A 19,550-nucleotide genomic window follows, 5' to 3' on the forward strand; every position below is an offset into this window, starting at 1 on the left:
TGGTATCCGTTGTCGTGCTTGGAGAGTATGACAACGTTGTCCAATCGATGTAGACCCCTGTGGCTGCCAGATCAAGGGCATTTTTTCGTGACAATCCCTGCAGGAGTGCGCCCGGCCCGCCTGGCAGCAACGGCGGCTTCGCAAGAGGAACCTCGGGCCGCGGACAAACCGGGTAAACGCTGTTCCATCCCCCGGCCTTCCATGGCAAGAGCGGTGCCATGACGGCCCTTTTTCCCATTCAGTACTGCTGATGTCCAACATTCACGACGTTGCGGCCCTGGCCGGCGTATCCATCAAGTCCGTTTCGCGCGTGGTCAACAAGGCGCCCAATGTGAGCGAGGAACTGCGCGAACGGGTGACGACGGCGATCCGCCAGCTTGGCTATCGGCCCAACCAGTCGGCGCGGCGGCTGGCCGGCGGGCGGTCTTTCATGATCGCCTTCCTCTACAACAATCCCGCCCCTTCCTATAACAGCGGCATTCAGTCCGGCGCGGCGAACCGATGCCGGGACATGGGCTATCATCTGGTGGTCGAACCCATGCCGCTGTCGGGGGAGGAGCGCTTTGCCATTCTCGACCGGCTGGTGGCGGCGCTGCGGCCAGATGGCGTCTTCCTGGTGCCACCCCTGTCCGATGATGCGCAGTTGCTCCAGCGCCTGTCCGAACTGAAGCTGCCCTGCGCCCGCATCGCCGGCTCAGTGATGGCGGAGAGCTTCAACATCCCGACGCCGGAGCGCGCGGGGGGACGGATGGTCGCGGATCATCTGATCGGCCTTGGCCATCGCCGCATCGGCGTGATCACTCCGCCCGCCAGCCACAAGGCGGCGATGCAACGCGTCGAGGGTTTTCGCGACGGCATGGCCGCGGCGAAGCTGCCGCTCGATCCGCTGCTGTTTGTGGAGGGCGCCTTCGATTTCGAGTCCGGCATCAGCGCAGGCACGCATTTGCTGACCCAGGACCAGCGTCCCACCGCCATCTTCGCGACCAATGACGACATGGCGCTTGGCACCCTGACCGTCGCGCATCGGATGAAACTGCGCGTGCCGGAGGATCTGTCAGTGGTCGGCTTCGACGATACGCCCGCCGGCCTCACGGCCTGGCCGCCGCTCACCACCGTCAGCCAGCCGCTTGAGGAGATGGGCCGTGCCATGATCGACGCCCTGGCTGGAAGCGCCGACGATGCACCGCATTTCACTTTCGACCTGGTGCAGCGCGACAGTTCCGGCCCGGCGCCCGCGTGATGGTTTGACGGCTCATCCCTGACCATGAAATGATCAGGATGATCAGGATGATCGGCTGGGATGGCGCTGAAAAACGGGCCGGATCGCCCCGGCGATAGCGCAAACGCGACCCTTCCGATCCGGCACCCTGCCTCATCGCGTCAATTGGAATAGATTTTGATATCCTTGACAATCATATCACCTGAGCCATCGGCATAATCGCCATTGGTTTTTACGGCGACATCCATGATCGGATACCAGCGGAAGCCGGCGAACGGATTGACCGCCTGATAGGTTTCCTTGCCATCGATGAACCAGGTTATGTAGTCGGGCTGGATATCCACGGCAAAGCTGTGAAAACCCTTGGTGAACCCGCCGATGCCGTAGACCTCGTCGCTGTTCATGAATATGCCCTCCTGGAAGGTGCGGGTGATATTGGCGCCGCCATGCAGGGTGTTGGCGGTATAACGGTCGAAATCCCACCAACTCTCGAAGCCGAACCCCTCGTAGATATCGATCTCCGGCGGCCAACCGGCCGTGGAGATGAGCCAGAAAGCCGGCCATGACCCGCGCCGGTCGGGCATTTTGGCAGTGAATTCATATTGGCCATAGCCGATCTGGACCGGCCTGGTGTTGTGGCCGCTGAGGACGACCGAGCCGTAATCATAGGGGACGCCGTCCCACTCCAGCGGCTGTTTCAGCTTCTGGGTGTGCATGACAAGCCCTTCATCCGTGTAGCGCAGCGGCGCCTCGATCCCGGCATCACGATATACCCAGCCATCGAGATAAATGCCGGTTTCCTGGTTGCCCGGCTGCGAGCGGCCGTTGGGCAATTTGGTGGACCAGGCCTTGTCATGGCCTGCATCGGACCACTTCAATGTGTCCCGGCTCATCCGCCACTGAAGCGTGCCGCTTGGGCTGAAGGTTCGGGGTTCCCGGCCTTCTGTCTGCGCCGGCGTTGCTTCCTTCTGAAAATCGCACTGCACATAGGCGCGGTCGGTGCCCATCATCCCGCCCCAGGGTGCCTCAACGAACCGGACGATGAAATCAGCCCCAGGGATCCCAAGGATGATCGGCACCTCCACCGTCTTGGTAAGCGGATCGCCCGGGCGGAAGATGACGGATTTATAGATGGGTTGGTAATTGATTCCGGCAACGCCTCTCACCAGACCGGTCCCATCCTCTGTCATGACCCTGGCAATCACGGTGTTCGGGGTGGGCCGGTCCAGGCTGATCGGAACATATGCTATGGTGGACCCGGGCCGATAGGTGGCTGGCCCGACGGATGCCGTGGCTCTTTCCGGATATCGGGTGCCATTGGCGAAGTCGAAACTGGCAAAATCCCCGGCATCCGTCGACAGGGAGGAAGCAGCCGCCAACTGCTGCATAGATGCGTCGTCTATGGCGGAGCGCATGAATGCCAATGTGTCGAACGCGTCATCCGAAGCATGACGGCCATCTGTCGCCGCGAGCCGCGCTGTTCCACCTGAACGTTGAAAATCGACGTTTGAGGTCAGGCCCCAAGCGCTGACACAAACCACAAAAAGACATGCGAACAAAGCGCTCGAAAGCGAGCGCGAGAACGATGATTTTTTCATGATGCAACCCCCGTTGCTTTTTAGGCCGATAGGCCTTCTGTCCGCTCCTTCTTCAAGGGCAGATAGTCTCCGGCAATGTAGCCGTTCGAGTCTATCACATTGATTATCATATATTTTATTGCATCTGAAACGATCCTGAATGCGCGCCTCATCGGCTTTGCAGCACCTTTCATCGTGCTGCCTGCGGATGGCGTTTGGGACTGGGTGCCCGGATTGGTGAATCGCACGGAAGCAAACAGGGCTGCTGCTATCTTAACCCATGTTGTACAGATTCCCGGCAGACCGGAGGGACGGAGCGATCTCGATGCCTTCGGCCAGCGTCAGGCCGTCTTCTACATCGACGCCGAGATATCGGACCGTGTTCTCGATCTTGGAATGCCCGAGCAGGATTTGGACCGCGCGGAGATTGCCCGTGCCTTATAGATGATGGAGGCCTTTGTTCTACGCAGAGAGTGCGTGCCATCGCGGAGCCGCCTCTTTCGGTCGAACCAAAATCGAATTTCCCAAATCTGTTTGGACTTCAACGCGCGCTTTGAACCAACCTTCCTGCCCGCATTCCAGGCGGGGCGTTCTGAAAAGGCGGGGTCATACACTGAATGTCCCATGACACATCTCTGTTGGCCGCAGGTGGCCGGAGACAGAATAGCGGGACGGTGCATTTATGTGCTCGCGCTCCGTATATCATGATAACCGATCAGCGTCTTTAGGATGCGGGATCCAGCAGCTCTCGCGTTTGCCAAAAATGCGGTAACGGTTACGGGCGACCCAGCGATAAATCGGATCACGCAGGTTTCTGGGTATAAGTGCTGCAGCACCGGCGATCCGCCACGGCCAGCCAAGGCCGGCGTAGATCGATATCACTGCGTCGCTGTCGCGCAGCACTCTGTCCCCGTCGATTACCAGGATCGTGTCCGGATCGCTCGGATCAACGCCGTGCCGACGAAAGAGATCGGCACCCACCGCGCTCTGCATCGACGCCAGCCGATAGCGGCGGTCGCGGTCATGCGTCATGATGAACTGGGCATTGGCGGAGCAGAGTACGCACTCGGCATCGAACAGGATGATGGGGTGGGCATCAGTCATCAATGCGCTCCATCTGACCGGTATAGCGAATGACATGCCCTAACCATGGAAGGCTCACCGGCACGTCAAAGACATAATGCCCCGCCTCTTCCCTTTCCCGTGCATGGCAGCGCGGACGCGCCCAGCGCGGGAAGGGAATGCCCAGAAAACGAAAGCCGACGAGGTCCAGATGAAGCAGCCCGGCGATTATCGAAATCTGGAAAATATTGGTGGCCGGTCCCATCCGCTCGATCATCAGCCCGTTGCGTTCGGTCAGGCTGCTGCGATAGCGGCGCCCGGCAAAGGTCCGGCTCCACCGTTCGGCGGTGCCGGTACGCTCGAACAGAATGGTGACGGGCACATCGTCCCCCGGAGAGGGCAGCTTCATCATTCGGCATAACAGTCTGGCGATCGGATTTGCGCTGCGCGTTACGACAGCCGTGCCTACCCAGAGCCGCCTATCGTCCGCATCATGCGCCTGCCGCAATATCGGCGGCAATCGCTCCATATCCTGCCCCAACAGGCGGCGGAACAAGGGGGTGGTCATAGTCCTATCTCCGGTTTGGCGACCATCAGCCAGAAGATGATGATGACCCCGATGAAGGCCGGCCAACCTAGCGCGAACCACCAGCGGGAAAGGCGGAAGTAACGCGGCGGCAGCGGTATGCCATCAGGCGTTGCATCCGCGATCCTTCGCATGGCGATCTGGATGCAGACGACCGGCAACCAGCAGGCTCCCACCAGCAGATAGAGGAGCATTGCCGCAACAAGCCACCCGCTGGTCAGGGGAAAGCCCGCAATCTGCGCCAGCCATATGCCGGTGAAGGGCTGGACGATGACGGCGGAGGTCGTGAACAGCCAGTCCGCCAGCACGACATTGCGGTTCACCACGCGGCGCGCGTCCAGCGACCCGGCGCGGTTGGCCATCCAGCCATGGAAGGCGGTGCCCAGCCCGGTGCCGAACAGCAGGGTGGAGCTGAGGATATGGATCGTCCTCAACAGCATATAGTCATCCATGGCGAATTTCCTTCGCGTGGACGGCCAACGACAGGCCGAGTACGGCGATATTCTTGACGAGCGGGCCGAAGGGATCGGCCCATAGTTCGGGAGCGGCTGCGGTCAGGATCGCGGTATAGGCCAGCATCAGCGCGACACCGGCCAGTGCTGCGCCGCGAACCCTTGCCAGCAGAGCGATGCCGATGGCTATATCGGCGAGCGATCCTGCCCATAGCGTCGCAGTCGCAGCGGAACCGCCAAGGCTCACGCGCGCCAGCCATGTAGCGATCAGATCGGGCGGTGCGAACGCCAGCGAGACGACCCGACCTTCGCGCCCGCCCCGGTGGTGGTGATGACCGGTCATGCCGACCATGCCCTGGCTTTGAAAGCGGTACAGGCCGGAGCATGGGATTTTCTGGCCAAGCCGGTCGATCCGGACATGTTGCAGGTGGTCATCGCCCGTGCCGTCGAGCGCGCCCGTCTCGCCCGCGAAGTGGCGCAGTTACAGGCGCAGGCGAGCGGCGGCGAGGATATGGGCCTGTTCGGCGTATCGCCTGCGATGGCGGGCCTGCGCGATCTCATCCGCCGCGTCGCGCCCACCCAGTTGCCGGTGATGGTGCTGGGTCCAAGCGGCACCGGCAAGGAACTGGTCGCTCGCGCGATCCATACGGATTGTTAACCTGCCGGAGTGGCGGCATCATGTGCTGACCCGTCTGCGCGACGAGGCCGACCGTGCCGGCGATCCGGTGCTTGCTGCACTCCACGACGAACTTCGCGCTTTACCCGCCCCGGCGAGCCGTCATCCTCCCGGGCCCGGCGGGCGTATCGCCGTGCCTCTCGTTCTGCGCGGTTCGAGTGACGGCCAAAACCTCAGCTTCATCTCCACAACGACCGTATTCGGGAGCGCCACCGACATCACGCTCGCCGAACTAACGCTCGAATGCTTCTATCCCGCGGATGACCAAACCCGGCTAGCGCTGCGCCCGACAGATCAGCGGGGATGACCGCTACCATCCGAATCAGTCGCTGTGCGATCGTACCTCAAACGGCCTGATCGCGTCTGATAGCCACACTCCTACGCAAGTGCAGCATTGTTTGGCCATTCAATCGCTGCGATTTTTTTACCTCGAAAGATCTGTCGCATTGGTGAAACCGATTCTGAACTCGGCCTCTGTGACACCCACCCGGATCTCGAGTCAGTAGGCGGGCAATGGGATCGATAAGTCTGCTATCGGCAGAAGCTGCCATGTAAATTCGCTCGTCGAACGGCGTAAGCTAGGTCGCAAGCTACCGCTTCAAAGGTAGCCTGTGGAGTGGCAAATGCCGCCGACAAAGCAGTCGCTCCCAGGGCCAAATTCTCCGTCGTAACCAGCCATACATTCATGCACTCGAGCCGACCGCCGAATGACCGGGACGGAAAATGGCGCCGGGTAGCCCTGTGGTCGGAAAGGGTGGGAAGAGGACTGTCTGCTTTGCGGCTGCTGGCGTTGGTAAGCTGCTAACTGAGCCTACGCCGCGCGCTTAATTTTCACGGCATTAGCTACACTTCCACCAAAGAGTGGGGGTTCACCATCGCAGGAAATCTGACCATTATTGATGAGCGCACGAAGCCGCCATAGAAGCAAATCACTACCGGCGGATTGTCCAGTGTCCCAAATGTCGCCCATGGCATCGGCGATGACGCGATGAAACTTCGTCCAGCCAACTGGGCAGCGTGCAAGCAAAAAGTCATCAAAGTAATTGTCCGGCGCGCTCCGAAGGTGCCCTCCCTCGGCGACGACGCGGACGAGGGCATTTTCCGCAACCAACGTGTTCCATAGATCCTCGGGAAAGCGTAAAGGGTCCCATGGCACGCGAGGGCATTCATTATAGAGTTCGCCCATTGGCTCAAGGCCAAGTTCACCTAGTTTAAGTGGTGATTTGCCGTTCCAGGTTCCGCGAAGGTTATAGTCAGCGATTGCCAATCTCGTCCCGTTTCCGCCGAACTGCGAAAGATACCAGTAAAGACCGGCCTGTTCCGTAGCTGATGCCGGGGCGATCCAAACCAACCGTTCAGGATTTCTGGCTATATGGTTTCTAAATCTGACCTCGCTCTCGGCAAGCCAGTCTCGCTTACCGAAATCCATTGGCGCGAATTGATCGAGCCATACCTCTCGATCAGCAAGATCACCATGAGAGATGGGACCGAGATCAAGCTCTTCAGAAATATCAGCCACTTCTTCAGCGATATCTCTGGCGCGCAGTAGTTGCCGAAAGGTCCCCGCAGCCGAGGCACAGAAAAAAATGTGGATCATCAATCACCTCGTGCGCGGTCTTGGACAATGGAATGCTCAGGCAGTCTTATTATGCCCTTAACAATGAGGGATGATATTGAGGAGTGGCGGCTTTTGGCATCGATCGTAGGGACTGTGAACGTCCATAATTGGTCGCGAGCCGTCCGGCAGCTTGCCCGTTCCGGACCGGACGGTCGCCAATGGAGCGGCTCTTGCGCGAATCGGGGCCGCATATGGCTGGCGGGGGTGGTGAGCGGACGGTCTGGTTGGGGGTGTTGGGCTGAACGGCATGCTAGCGCGACAAGGCGGTCGCACCGCTCACTCGTGCAATCGGCCTACCGAACCATTAACCTGACCCTGTAACAGTGCGTTGTGGCAGCACCTTTAAAATCTGGGGTTCACAATTGGGGGTGACCATGAAGACCGCGGCTTCTGTTACAGCGATAGCAATCGTGTGCGCAGGAGGTTTTGCTTTCGCGACGCTTACCCCGCAGACGGATGCGCCTGTGAGCTCTCCTGTACTCTTGGAGCAATTGCGCCCGGGCTCAGTGTTGGAACAGTATGTTGCTCAAATGGTGGGCAGGCTCCGGCAAGCGGACCGTCAGGGTGATGGCCTTGATCGAGACGACGTCAAACTGGATCTGGCAGCGGCGCGCGCCCAAGCGCGAGCCAGTTCTGTAGCAGAGTTTCTTCGGTACGACCTCGACGGCAATCTCGAAGTCACGCGTTCAGAGGTCGAGCAGGTGATGAAGCGAGATGACGACATCTCCACCGCAAACCAGGTAAATCGACTGCTCAATCGCGCCGATGCCAACGGCGACGGGAAAGTGACCGTAGTTGAAGCTGCAGCGTCGAACCGTATGTTTGGCAGCCGCAATCAGCTGGATGGTATGCTGGACCTTGATCCGGATGGCGACGGAAAGCTCACGCCGCAAGAATTGACAGCGCTGGCGGAACACGCCTTTGCAAAGGTCGATACCGACGGCGACCAAAAGATCTCGCAGGGTGAATACGCCGTGATAGCGCCCAGTGTGCGGGAAGCGCAAGTTGCCAGCTCCGCACCCGTGTGCGACTTGCCGGTCTTGTCGGGTGAGGCAAAGTTGATCGCGTTCGGTGCTTATGAAGGTGACGCTATTTCATCTGCCGTGATAGGTGGACCGGACGAAGAGACAAATATTATAGACGTGGCGATTGAACCAGGGTCCCAGCCGCTTTACCTCGTCCTTACGTCCTATGAATCAATGGTCTGGCGTTTCACGGGTGCTACCAGCCGCGTGGCTCGTGCCGTGGTCACGTCCCTCGGAACGGAAGCTGGTATCTCTGCATCCGGCGTCGTGGGTCTTTCCGCCCGAAAAGTGACAATCGGCGATCCCGACTGCCCGCGGTATTTCTACAAGACGGACTCGCAGTCCACCGTTGCGGCAGCAACGCTCCACCGATCCCTCGGACGTGTGCCCGACGGGATTTCCGGCAGCTATTCCGTTCAGCGCGTGTCGCTCCCATCCGGTCAAATCGTGCGCGCAGAACGCAACTCCGCGCCGCTGCCACAAGGCTTCGATGCGCAGATGTGGCGTGAGGCTGTCAGATTTTGGCCCGGCGGACTTGTAGCCGTCAATCCGCGCAGCGTGGTGGCGAAAGGGCCCGTCGAAGCCTACAAGGTTCTGCCGAGCCAGATGGGGCTTTCACAGTTGCTTGGATCAGGCGCCATTGAGCGTAAATCCAACGGCGCGTTAAGGATTGTTCGGCCGATCGCACACATGCCGCCCAGCATGGGAGGTGCGCATTCGGTCACGTTGATCGTCGCCAGCGGCGTGCCTGTTCCTCTTGGTGATCCGGTCCATAGTTGTATTATAACCGAAAGCTCCGGGCAATCACGCGGCGCGGCATGCCGTGGTTCGGATTAATCAAACGGGGGGGCCAAAAACCCCATAGCACGGTCGAATGTCTGCTTGTGGCGCCGCGAAGCTGACAGTTTAAGTCGGCTATTGATCGACGGGCGACAGGCAGCTATTTCTGCCCACGATCGTGTCGCCTGTCCTAAAGAGGACCGGCGGCTATCCCTTCTTACCCGCCGGTAAGGCGACATTCCGAAATCGGCCAGTTGCCGTCGCCGGCGAGTGTCTGAACGTAGGGCAGCTTTTGGCGAGCTAATCCGAAGCAAGGAATGACGGCTATGTTAGCGTTCGCCGGCATCCCCCAGGTGCCCTACTTCCCCACTGAAAAGCTGTACGGAATATACAGAAATACATCGGTGTTGCTGACTTGAGACCAGGCGACGGCCCGGTCGAGGCCGCTGACATTCACGGCATAGTCCGCACCATAGAAACCGACTGCGCGGTTCGCTCCCGCGGCGATGCGGCGGTAGATCTCGTCACGGTACTGGTCGGGATTGACGATGGTCAGCGCCAAGCCCCCTTTCTGTTCGATCTGCGAACGGCCCGTGGGGGGCACGGCCTTGACGAAGGCGGTGATCCTTTGCTGGGCGTTGGAAATCGAACCATCCAGCCTGACCTTGACCTTCAACCGAGCAATTGCATTGCTGCCGCTATCCTCGAAGCTCGGCTTGGGCTTGCTGTCCTCTTCTTCGTCGTCATCATCCTCGTCGTCCGCGTCGGCGTCGACCTTGCCCGCGAGGGCGGGAAACTGGTCACGCCAGTTGTCGCCGGTGATCTCGACCACTTCGAACTGACCGGTGACAAGACTGAGTCCCTCACGCTTGGCGCGGTCGAGCGCGGCGAGGAGCATGGCCTGAACCTCACGCCGGCGCATTTCAGCGTCGCGCGAGTCCGACATGATCTCGATGTTCCGCACCGCTGAATCCGCCTGCCGCTTGAGCCCGATGACCGGCGGTTTCTCGACCACGGCTCCTGCGCCCGGGCTCGGGATCCTTTGAGCCGTGACGATGACTTCGCTGGCATCGTCCTGCGCCAACGCGGAACTCGTGAAAGCCGCGCTCGCGAACAGGGCGAGGCCGGGAATTATAAGACATGAAAGGGATTTCATGGCACCTCTTCTCATTGCGTCGGGCCCCCGCGGCCTATTTCGGCACGATGGTGTACTTGTAGGGCAGGTACAGGAACACGTCGGTGCTACTTACCTGTGACCAGGCGACTTGTCCGTCGATCCCGCTGATGTGGAAGGCGAAGTCGGGTCCGAAGATGCCGGCGTTGTGCTTGGCATCCTCCGCGACGAGCTTGACGATGTCGTCGCGGTACTGGTCGGGATTGACGATTGTGAGCGTCAGACCGCCGGTCTTGTCAATCGTCGCGCGGCCGGAACCCGAGATCGCCTTGATGAAATCGATCAGTTTCTTCTCGGCGACCGCGGCCGAGCCAGCCAACTTTACCCTCAGCATGATGTCAATCTTGCTGGTGTCGACCCGGCCCGCGTACTGGAACTGCAGTTCCTGGTAATTCGCCTTCGTCACGGGGGACAATTGCACCGTCCCGGAGACCAGTTCGATGTCGGCATCCGGCGCGCGGTCGAGCGCGGCCAGTAGCACAGTATGGATCTCCTTCTTGCGCGTAGTTTCATCGCGCGTGTCCGACGAGATCGAAACCGGCATAACCGCCGCGTCGGCCTGCCGCCGCAGACCGACCACCGGGCGGTCTTGCTGGGCATAACGGGTATTGAATCGATTGCCGGTGACGATCACCTCGCCAAGTCCCGCAGGACCGGCCTGCTGCGCAAGAACAGACGGTGCACCGATCGCAACTGCCGCCGCCAACAAATACCACAATTTCATGAAGCCACTCCCCCACATGAGGCTTCACGATTTCGCACGAATTTGCAACGTCCGCTTTTGCTCCCGATAGCCAAGCTGCAGATCCGCAACTGCGGTTGAGGGCGCTTATCGCTTACCAGTGAATGTAGGACTGCTTTCAAGCAAGTTGGAGGAGCGCCGCAACGTCCGCAATGTTGGCGTATGCCGACAGGCGGACCGCCGTTGAACCGGAAGGTGCCGACCAAAGCCGGACACTGAACATCGCCGGAGGAATGGCCGAACTTGAGAAAATCGGACGTTGCCACCACTGCGACCTACGCGAACTCAGAAGCGAAAGTCTCCTGCAAAGCCGGTGCGGTTCACTTTCTGGTTGTCTTCATCACCGTGCAGTCCTCAAATCGATATTAGGTTAACACCCCGTCCGAATTATAGGCACCACCTCACCTCAACCGGTCTATACAGCTCAGTACCGAAATTGGTAATCTGGCCCCTAACCGTAGAGTCGAAATCCGTTGCAAACTCCGCAAACTTGCCCTCCGATTGTGCCCATGCACAGTGCGATTGATCTGGCACGACAAGCGGCCCGCATGGGCCGCTGGCAGGAAGCCGAGGACCGGGTTCGCGCGATTCTTTTGCATGATCCGTACGCCATTGACGCGCTGGAAGTTGTCGCCTTGTCGCGCCGTCAATTGGGCGATGTTGCCGGATCGGAAGCGGCGTTGCGCAGCGCGATCGCGATCGCGCCGGATAGGCGCTGGCCCTATGGCGACCTTGCGCGGCTGCTGATCGATGCGGGCCGACCGAAGGAGGCCGAAACCCTCGAGCGACAGGCGCTGGCAGCTGACAGCGCCAATGCCGATGCCCATATGCTGCTGGGACGGCTGCTGACCGATCGCGGCTTGGCTTTTGAAGGCGCGCAGCATCTGCGGCAGGCCATTGCGCTCGCCGGACGGCATCCGGAGCTGCTTTACGGGCTCGGCCGCGCGCTTTCGCAACAAGGGCTGCTCGATGACGCGCGCCGGTTGCTGGAAGAGGCGGCCGGGGCCACGCCGCTGCACCTTGCCACGTTGGCGGCGCTTGCCGAAGTGGAAGAGCGCGCCGGCCGCTTCGCGCAGGCCACCGCCTGGCTCGACAAGGCCGATGCGGTGGCGCGGGGACAAGGCCAGGACGTCATACTTCAGCGCAGCGTGCTTATGGCACGGATGGGAGACGAGGCCGCCGGGCTGGCCCTGCTCGAAATGCAACCGGAACTCTCTGGCGCCGCCATGCTGCAGCGCGGGCGTCTGCGCGACAAGCTGGGTCGCGGCGACGAAGCCTGGAGGGACTGGACCGAAGGCAAGGCCTTGATAGCGCGGGCCGCCGGCCGGCGCTACATGGCTCAGGCCATCGCTGAGGAAGCCGCAGAACTGGCAATGCTCGCCCGGACGATACTCCCGGCAGGAGCGGCACCCCGCGATACAGGTGCAGAGCCGGTGTTCATCCTCGGCTTCCCACGCTCTGGCACTACGCTTGTGGAGCAGATCCTGGCTGCGCACGATCAAGTTGTTGCGGGAGGTGAATTGCCGTTCGGACCGGAATTGCGCGAATTGGCGGAGCCGTTAAAAAGCGCTGATGCCGCTGTGCTTCGCGAACACTATCTGGCCCGCGCCGGGGAATATGGCCTGACGAAAGGCCCGGCACGCTTCTTTACCGACAAGATGCCGCTTAACGAATTCCATTTGCCCCTCATTCGCCTCGCCTTCCCGGCGGCGAAAGTGATTCGCGTGGTACGCCATCCGCTCGATGTGCTCGTCTCTGTGCTGAGCCACGATATGACGCATGGCCAGAATTGCGCCTATCGGATCGAGGATGCGGCGCGACATTTCGCACTGATTCAGCAGCAGGTTGCAGCATATGAAGGCGCTGGCCTCGTGATCGATCATACGCTGCGCTACGAGACCCTGGTGGCGGATCAGGAAGGGGAAACCCGCGCGCTGATGGCAGTACTCGGTCTGGACGTCCAGCCCCGGCAGCTTGCCTTCCACCGCGAGCCGCGCCATGCGCCGACGCCAAGCTACGCCCAGGTGCGCGAGCCGCTGAACGATCGCTCGATCGGCCGCTGGCGCTATTTCGCATGCGAGATCGAACCGATACTCCCGCTTGTTTCCGATGCGACGAAAGCGCTGGGTTACGCCGCTTGAAGCGCCTCGTTCAGCGCGTCGGCACCCGCCACCAGCAATTGCACGCCGTCATCGGTCCGCGCGACCATCCGCACGCCCAGCGAAATGAGCGCAGCCTCGTCGAGCGCATCGGGTGAAGCCAGATCGAGCCAGAGGCGGCTATGCGCGGCGCCTGAAGCACGGATATTCGTTTGGCCGCCGAGTGCCGCGAGCCACGGAATCGTATCGACCTTGGGCGCCAATGTACTTCCGGTCGAGCCGTTGGCCGGCGCATCGCTTGCCGCTCTGAGAGGTCCCGCCGCCGCGCGCATTTCTCCAGCGATGATCTCTGCCTCCGGGCCAATCACCACCTGGAGATTGTGGTCGGACAGGCGCACAAGCCCCTTGGCTCCCAGCGCGCGTAATCTGGCCTCGTCCGCCCACGCCTGATCGCGGATCTTGAGGCGCAGTCTGGTCGTGCACGCGGCGATGTCGGTGAGGTTTACTGCGCCCCCCAACGCCGCAACATAGGCCGCACCTCGCCCTCCTTCGACCGGCAGCGGTACGCTCGGACCCGAAACTTCGTCCTCGCGCCCCGGCGTCTTGAGATTGAAGCGAAGGATCGCGAAGTGGAAGATGCCATAATAGAGCGCGCTATAGACGAGGCCCACCGGCAACAGCAGTAGGGGCCGCGTCGCCTTGCTATAGTTGAGCGCGTAATCCAGCAGTCCGGCGGAGAAGCCGAAGCCCAGCTTCACGCCTAGTGCGTTCATTAACGCCATCGCCACACCGGTCATCAGTGCATGCAACGCATAGAGCGCGGGGGCGAGGAACATGAAAGTGAACTCGATCGGCTCGGTCACGCCGGTCAGCGCGGCGGTGAGCGCCATCGAGAGCAGCATGCCGCCTACTTCCTTGCGCCTCTCCAGACGCGCGCAGCGGTACATGGCCAGGCAGGCGGCGGGCAGGCCGAACATCATCACCGGGAAGAAGCCCGACATGAAGGCCCCGGCGGCGGGATCGCCCGCGAAGAAGCGGTTCAGGTCTCCGGTCGCGCCGTGATAGTCACCGATGATGAACCAGGCGACGTTGTTCAGGATATGGTGCAGTCCGGTGACTATCAGCAACCGGTTGAGCGCGCCGTAGACGATCAAGCCGAAGGGCCCGGAAGCAACCACCGCGCGCGAGAGGCCGTCCATTCCGGCGGCGATTCCCGCATAGCCCGCGCCGAATACCAGCGCGAGGCCAAGCCCTGCCAGTCCCGACAGGATCGGCACGAAGCGCTTGCCGCCGAAGAAGGCGAGATAGGTGGGCAGCCGGATATTCGCGTAGTGGTTATAGAAACTCCCCGCGATCAGCCCGGACAGGATGCCTATCGGCACCGCAAGCTTGCTGATCGCCTTCTCGCGCCAGGCCGCGTCCGCCAGTGCCGCCAGCGCATCGGGAAGACTGTGCGTGACGCTGCCCGGCATCACCACCAGCGCCTCTGCCCCGCGCGTCGCGACGATGAAGCAGACAAGCCCGGCAAGGCCCGCCGCGCCGTTGTTGTCGCGCGCAAAGCCCACCGCGATACCGAGTGCGAACAGCAGTCCGAGGTTGTCGAAGATCGCGGCGCCTGCTGCTGCCACGAAGGCAATGTCGAGCAGGTCCGGCTGGCCGAGGCGCAGCAAAAGGCCCGCCACCGGCAGCACGGCGATCGGCAGCATCAGCGATCGGCCGAGCGGCTGCAGCGTATCGAGCCAATGCTTCATTGTGCATCCTCCAGAACCAAGCTTGCCAGTGCCCGGACCGCATCGGCATCGGGCAGGTTCAGCGCGCGCCGTGCGAGTGCCTCGCAGGCCTGCCGGTCAAGCCCGCGTATGACCTGCTTGGTCATGGCAACGGCGGCGGGCGGTGCCGACAGTTCGTCCAGCCCCAACCCGACAAGCAGCGGCACCGCGACGGGATCGGCGGCAAGTCCACCGCACAACCCGGTCCAGCGGCCATGCTTGCGCGCGCCCTTCACCGTTTCGACGATGAGCCGCAGCACCGCCGGGTGCAGTGCATCGAGCCCGGCGGCAACGCTGGCGGTGGTACGATCGCGCGCGAGGGTATATTGCGAAAGGTCGTTGCTGCCGATCGAGAAGAAGTCCGCCTCGGCGGCGAACGACCCCGCCAGCAGCGCGGCCGCCGGCGTCTCGACCATGATGCCAAGGTCTGGCATCGGCCTGCCCATTTCCCGGGCAAGTCTGCTCAGTGTCCGCCGGGCCTCGGCGATCTCGGCGAGGTCCGAGACCATCGGCAGCATCACCCGCAGGCCGCCCGGCGCGTGGATCGCCACGAGTGCGCGCAACTGGTCTTCGAGCAGTGCGGCATTGGCAAGCTGCAGGCGAATGCCGCGCAGGCCCAGCGCCGGGTTCTCCTCATGCGGCTGGGCCAGCCAGGGCACCGGCTTGTCCGCCCCAATATCGAGCGTGCGCACGATGAGCGGCCGGGGGCCGAGCGCATCGGCGATGTCCTGGTAGGCCTGCCGCTGTTCCTCTATCGTTGGTGGCACGCTGCGGCCAAGGAACAGGAATTCAGTGCGCAGCAACCCGCAGCCTTCGGCTCCCGCGCTTACCGACGCATGCGCATCGGTGAGCGAACCGAGGTTGGCGAAGACTTCGATGCGCGCGCCATCGCGTGTCACCGCAGGTTCGGCGCTGCGCGCTTCGGCTGCGCGGCGTAAGTCGGCGAGCGAGGCGGCGGCGGCCCGGGCGCTCGCCATCTCGCTTTCCGAGGGATCGACGGTGAAGTGCCCGTCGCGGATCATGAGCTGCGTGCCCGGCTCGATCAGGTCCACGGCGGGGCCAAGGCTGCAGAGCATGGGCAGGCCGAGCCCGGCGGCGATGATCGCGACATGCGAGGTCGTCCCGCCCGCGCCGCAGGCGATCCCGGCGAGCCCGGCACCGGCCAACGCCATGAGCTGCGAAGGCAGGATATCGCCGCCGACCAGGATCGCGCCCAGCGGGGGTAGAGCGGAATCGCCTGGCTGACCGCTCAATGCGGCTAGCACAGACTGTTCGATGTCCAGCAGGTCCGCCACGCGTTCGGCAAAGCGCTTGTCGGGCGAGGCGCGCAGAGGCTCGGCAAAGCGCGCGATGGCCGCGCTCCACGCCGCCCCCGCGCTGCGCCCCGCAGCGATCGCGGCAATCGCCCCGGCTTCGAGTTCGGGATCGTCCAGCATGGCCGCGTGCCCGGCGGCAATGGCGGCAAGTGGCCCCGCAGCTTGCGCCTTTTCGCAAAGCCGCGCGCGGACATGTGCGAGAGCGGTGGCAAGCTCTTCCCGCTCGATCTCGATGCCTTTGCCTTGATCCGAACATTCGGAATGGCGCACGGCGACATGCCAGGCGGGACCGATGGCGATGCCGGGCACGGCAACCCCACCGCCGAGACGGCGCGGCAGCGTGATCGCGGCGGCGGCCGGACGCTGACCGGGAATATCCTGGCCCACCGCCAGGTATTCGTCCATCCCGCTCTCGATCAGTGTGCAGACGGCGTCGAGGGCGGCCACCGCCCCGACGCCGCGTGCGCGCAGGGTCACTCGCGTCCCGTGCGAGAGGGAGAGCGCCAGAACGGCGACGGCGCTGCGCATCGAGGCCGTGCGACCATCCGGTGCCATAACCTCCAGCACAGCGCTATGGCTGGCAGCGAGCGCGGACAACCGCGCCGCGGGGCGTGCGTGCAGGCCGTGGGCGAGCGGGAGGCGCAGCGTACGTTCGGCCAGATCTTCCATGATCTCGGGCGATAGCGGGCCTTGGCCGCCACCCGCCGATACCAGCGGTTCAAGCTGCAGCAGCATGTCTCCCGCCGCGATCGCACCAGCGGGGGCCGAGGCGGAAATGCGGAACGCCTCGCCGTTAGTGACCACCATCGGCGTCACCAGGGAGCGCGCGCGGCGGGCGAGCAGGGCAAGGTCGAATGCGATCAGCACGTCGCCATCTGAAACCCTGTCCCCCTCGGCGACCTGCGGCTGGAAACCCTCGCCGCTCAGCGCCACCGTATCGAGGCCGATGTGCAGCAGCAGAACCGGCCCCGCGTCGAGTTCGATCGTCACCGCGTGGCCCGCCGTGTGGACCGACACGATCCGCCCGGCTCCCGGCGCGCGCAGCATGCCTTCGGTGGGATCGATGGCGACACCGTCACCCAGCATCCGTCCGGCAAAGACCGGATCGGGCACGTCCTCAAGCGGCGTAACCCAGCCAGTCAGCGGGCTGGCGATCGTGATTGTCTCTTGCGGGGCCATCATGGTTTCAGCGTCAGCCTATCGAGCACCCACAGCGGGTCTACGCCTTTTTGAGCGAAAGTGATGCAGAGATCGTGGTGTCCGGTAATGGGCGCGGAAAGGGCGCCTTCGATCCGGCTGACACCTGCTATCGTGCTTGCGGGAGCAAGCGGAAGGCTGGCGATGACTGGTCCGTCGCAATTGTCGAGCCGCACCTTGAGCGCTTCGCCGTCGTTACCGGCCTGCTCGATCCGTACTTTCACCATCGCCGCGCCGAGCGAGAAATTGTAAGGCCGGTGGCCCACATCGGCGGCGATGCGCGTCACGCCGTCCAGCGCCGCCCCGTGCCAATTCCAGCAGGGGTGCATGACATCGACCGTGTGAATGCGGCGCACGCCGCCGGTCGGCGCATCGTCTTCCAGCCGCAGCGGCAGGTTTTGGGTGCACAGTTGCATATCGCCGCCGGAAAGGGTGCGGCTGAGCGCGGTGAAAACGGTCCAAGTCCGGGGGCTTCCGAGCGGTTCGCTGCCCGCGAAAGCCTGGGCCGTAAGTACGGTGCCCGCCGCAAGATCGAGCGGTTCGGAATAGGCGGGGGATGCCGGCACCGGCGCGCTGCCATCCAGCGTGTAGCGCAGCGTGCCGATGCCGACCGGCTGTTCGAGGACAGCCTTGATCGCGCCGCCATCGGTTCCGGTAAAGCGGCCGGTGGGCTCAAGCGGCGTGACGTCAGATCGGAAACCGAGCTTGCGCTCACGCGCCATCGCGCCGAGCAGGCGCGGCGAGAAGCTCTGCCAGTCGCGCGGTGCCGAGGTCCAGGCGATCTCAGCCAGCACGTCGGCACGGGGCCAGATCATGCGGTCGGCATATTCGGCGGTGCGCACATGCTCGGTCCAGAGATTGACCTGCAGGCCAAGAATGTGCGCGCGCTCGTCCCCGCTGAGTGCGGGAGGCGCGGTTTCGGCTTCGTAGAGCCTCCGCCAACTCACGATCTCGCCGCGGCCCGGCGGTTCGTTATCGGAGGCGCTCTGGCGGTTGTCGAGATAGAACACTGGCGCGGGGGCCAGCACCGTGTCGTGCCCGGCCTTGGCCGCTGTGACGGCGCCGTCGCTGCCGCGCCAGGACATGATCATGGCGTCGCCGGGCACCGGCGCGGCAAGGATCTCGTCCCAGCCGATCGCGCGGCGGCCATGTGCGGCAAGATAGCCGGCAAGGCGGCCGGTGAACCAGCCCTGCAGTTCCTCGGCATCCTTGAGGCCGAGCGTCTTCATCTGTGCCTGGATTGCCGGATTGGCGTTCCATTGATCCTTCGTCGCCTCATCGCCGCCGATGTGGATCACCTTGCTCGGGAACAGGCGCATGAGCTGGTCCAGCACCGCTTCGCAGAAAGCCAGTCCGCGCTCGTTCGGGTTGATAAGGTTGGGCAGGATGCCCCAGTCGTTGGCGGTCGCCGCCGGCGGGTTAGGAGTCGAAGCGAGCCAGGGATAAGCGGCGATGGAGGCCGTGAAGTGACCCGGCATGTCCACTTCCGGAACAATTACGATATGGCGGTTGGCGGCATAGGCGATGATCTCGCGGATCTCCGCCTCGGTGTAGAATCCGCCCGAACGCACCGGCTTGCCGCTGTCAGGATCGATGCCCTCGGCGCCCGCCTCATGCCGCCAGCCGCCGACCGACGTAAGGCGGGGATAGGCAGGCACCGGCAAGCGCCACCCCTGATCGTCGGTAAGGTGCCAGTGCAGCGTGTTGAGCTTCACCATGGCCATGCGGTCGATCAGTTCGCGGATATAACTGACCGGCTGGAAGTGCCGCGCGGAATCGAGCATGACACCGCGCCAGCCGTAGGCCGGTGCGTCCGCTATGCGTATGGCGGGAAGGGCTTTGCCGTCGCCAGCAAGGATCAGTTGCCAGAGCGTTTCCGCGCCATAGTAGAGCCCGGCGTCGGTGCTGGCGGACAGGGTCACGCCGGCGGGGGCCACGGTCAGGCGATAGGCTTCGGCGCCGGAGATCGACGGATCCCGCAGGAACCGAATTGAGCCGTGCTGCGCGGCCGGGATCAGGGGACGGCCCGAACGCTTGAGCAGTGAGCCCAACCTGTCCGCCGCCGCCCGCGCTCCGGCGTCGTCTGCCTGCAGGCTCGCGCCGGCGAGGGAGAAGGAACCGTCCTCCTCCGTCACCGACGCGGGCAGCGGCAGCAGGGCAGGCGGGGAGGAGACCGCCGCCCGTACCGGTACCGCCGTCATGGTGAGGAGCATGACGGCGGCAGTGGCTGGTGCCAGCTTACGCTGTGGTTTTCGCAT

16 protein-coding genes and 1 pseudogene are annotated in these 19,550 nt (G+C 62.9%); 5 read left to right on the plus strand and 12 right to left on the minus strand.

Going from position 1 to position 19,550, the window contains the following annotated elements; all coding sequences use genetic code 11:
* Positions 1–250: 250 nt before the first annotated feature.
* The gene (locus MRBLMC3_RS18560) at positions 251–1,240 is read left to right on the plus strand and encodes a LacI family DNA-binding transcriptional regulator (protein WP_363738834.1); all 990 of its coding nucleotides are present in this window, start codon (positions 251–253) and stop codon (positions 1,238–1,240) included.
* A gap of 140 nt (positions 1,241–1,380) precedes the next feature.
* On the opposite strand, the gene MRBLMC3_RS18565 is transcribed toward MRBLMC3_RS18560, so the two are convergent.
* The 6 genes and pseudogenes from MRBLMC3_RS18565 to MRBLMC3_RS18590 form a co-directional block, all read right to left on the minus strand.
* Positions 1,381–2,817 carry a glycoside hydrolase family 16 protein gene (locus MRBLMC3_RS18565; RefSeq protein WP_414714666.1) on the minus strand — a complete coding sequence of 479 codons (1,437 nt, stop codon included), beginning with the start codon at positions 2,815–2,817 and terminating at the stop codon, positions 1,381–1,383.
* Between the two features lie 252 nt (positions 2,818–3,069).
* Positions 3,070–3,422, minus strand: a pseudogene (locus MRBLMC3_RS18570) (tyrosine-type recombinase/integrase).
* A 76-nt stretch (positions 3,423–3,498) separates the two neighbouring features.
* On the minus strand, positions 3,499–3,900 hold the full coding sequence (locus tag MRBLMC3_RS18575) for a thiol-disulfide oxidoreductase DCC family protein (RefSeq protein ID WP_363831179.1): 402 nt from the start codon (positions 3,898–3,900) through the stop codon (positions 3,499–3,501).
* The gene (locus MRBLMC3_RS18580; RefSeq protein ID WP_363831182.1) at positions 3,893–4,426 is read right to left on the minus strand and encodes a DUF4166 domain-containing protein; all 534 of its coding nucleotides are present in this window, start codon (positions 4,424–4,426) and stop codon (positions 3,893–3,895) included. The genes MRBLMC3_RS18575 and MRBLMC3_RS18580 overlap by 8 nt, the downstream gene beginning before the upstream one ends.
* Positions 4,423–4,896, minus strand: coding sequence for a DUF2269 family protein (locus MRBLMC3_RS18585; RefSeq protein ID WP_363831185.1), 474 nt, complete (start codon positions 4,894–4,896; stop codon positions 4,423–4,425). The genes MRBLMC3_RS18580 and MRBLMC3_RS18585 overlap by 4 nt, the downstream gene beginning before the upstream one ends.
* The gene (locus tag MRBLMC3_RS18590; protein WP_363831187.1) at positions 4,889–5,239 is read right to left on the minus strand and encodes a DoxX-like family protein; all 351 of its coding nucleotides are present in this window, start codon (positions 5,237–5,239) and stop codon (positions 4,889–4,891) included. The genes MRBLMC3_RS18585 and MRBLMC3_RS18590 overlap by 8 nt, the downstream gene beginning before the upstream one ends.
* Here MRBLMC3_RS18590 and MRBLMC3_RS18595 point away from each other — a divergent pair.
* Positions 5,228–5,554, plus strand: a complete 327-nt coding sequence (locus MRBLMC3_RS18595; protein WP_363831190.1) for a sigma 54-interacting transcriptional regulator — start codon at positions 5,228–5,230, stop codon at positions 5,552–5,554. The two genes, MRBLMC3_RS18590 and MRBLMC3_RS18595, sit on opposite strands and share 12 nt — an antisense overlap.
* A gap of 22 nt (positions 5,555–5,576) precedes the next feature.
* Complete coding sequence (locus MRBLMC3_RS18600) at positions 5,577–5,879, plus strand: hypothetical protein (RefSeq protein WP_363831193.1); 303 nt, start codon at positions 5,577–5,579, stop codon at positions 5,877–5,879.
* A gap of 504 nt (positions 5,880–6,383) precedes the next feature.
* On the opposite strand, the gene MRBLMC3_RS18605 is transcribed toward MRBLMC3_RS18600, so the two are convergent.
* On the minus strand, positions 6,384–7,169 hold the full coding sequence (locus MRBLMC3_RS18605; RefSeq protein ID WP_363831196.1) for a DUF3658 domain-containing protein: 786 nt from the start codon (positions 7,167–7,169) through the stop codon (positions 6,384–6,386).
* Between the two features lie 395 nt (positions 7,170–7,564).
* Between MRBLMC3_RS18605 and MRBLMC3_RS18610 the strand changes: the two genes are divergently transcribed.
* Positions 7,565–9,052, plus strand: a complete 1,488-nt coding sequence (locus MRBLMC3_RS18610; protein WP_363831199.1) for an EF-hand domain-containing protein — start codon at positions 7,565–7,567, stop codon at positions 9,050–9,052.
* Between the two features lie 301 nt (positions 9,053–9,353).
* On the opposite strand, the gene MRBLMC3_RS18615 is transcribed toward MRBLMC3_RS18610, so the two are convergent.
* Entirely contained in the window at positions 9,354–10,079 is a 726-nt protein-coding gene (locus tag MRBLMC3_RS18615) for a hypothetical protein (RefSeq protein WP_363831202.1), read from the minus strand.
* Positions 10,080–10,185: 106 nt separating this feature from the next.
* Positions 10,186–10,893, minus strand: coding sequence for a TonB-dependent receptor (locus MRBLMC3_RS18620; RefSeq protein ID WP_363831205.1), 708 nt, complete (start codon positions 10,891–10,893; stop codon positions 10,186–10,188).
* A gap of 527 nt (positions 10,894–11,420) precedes the next feature.
* Between MRBLMC3_RS18620 and MRBLMC3_RS18625 the strand changes: the two genes are divergently transcribed.
* Positions 11,421–13,052 carry a tetratricopeptide repeat-containing sulfotransferase family protein gene (locus tag MRBLMC3_RS18625; protein ID WP_363831208.1) on the plus strand — a complete coding sequence of 544 codons (1,632 nt, stop codon included), beginning with the start codon at positions 11,421–11,423 and terminating at the stop codon, positions 13,050–13,052.
* Here MRBLMC3_RS18625 and nagE read toward each other — a convergent pair.
* Genes nagE through MRBLMC3_RS18640 form a run of 3 tightly spaced genes read right to left on the minus strand, consistent with a single transcriptional unit; the run spans position 13,040 to position 19,550 of the window.
* Positions 13,040–14,761 carry an N-acetylglucosamine-specific PTS transporter subunit IIBC gene (gene nagE, locus MRBLMC3_RS18630; RefSeq protein ID WP_363831211.1) on the minus strand — a complete coding sequence of 574 codons (1,722 nt, stop codon included), beginning with the start codon at positions 14,759–14,761 and terminating at the stop codon, positions 13,040–13,042. The two genes, MRBLMC3_RS18625 and nagE, sit on opposite strands and share 13 nt — an antisense overlap.
* Entirely contained in the window at positions 14,758–17,277 is a 2,520-nt protein-coding gene (ptsP, locus tag MRBLMC3_RS18635; RefSeq protein WP_363831213.1) for a phosphoenolpyruvate--protein phosphotransferase, read from the minus strand. Before ptsP ends, nagE begins: the two co-directional genes overlap by 4 nt.
* On the minus strand, positions 17,274–19,550 hold the full coding sequence (locus MRBLMC3_RS18640; RefSeq protein WP_363831216.1) for a family 20 glycosylhydrolase: 2,277 nt from the start codon (positions 19,548–19,550) through the stop codon (positions 17,274–17,276). The genes ptsP and MRBLMC3_RS18640 overlap by 4 nt, the downstream gene beginning before the upstream one ends.

It is taken from the genome of Sphingobium sp. LMC3-1-1.1, from assembly GCF_040676285.1.
In the GTDB taxonomy this organism is placed as follows: domain Bacteria; phylum Pseudomonadota; class Alphaproteobacteria; order Sphingomonadales; family Sphingomonadaceae; genus Sphingobium.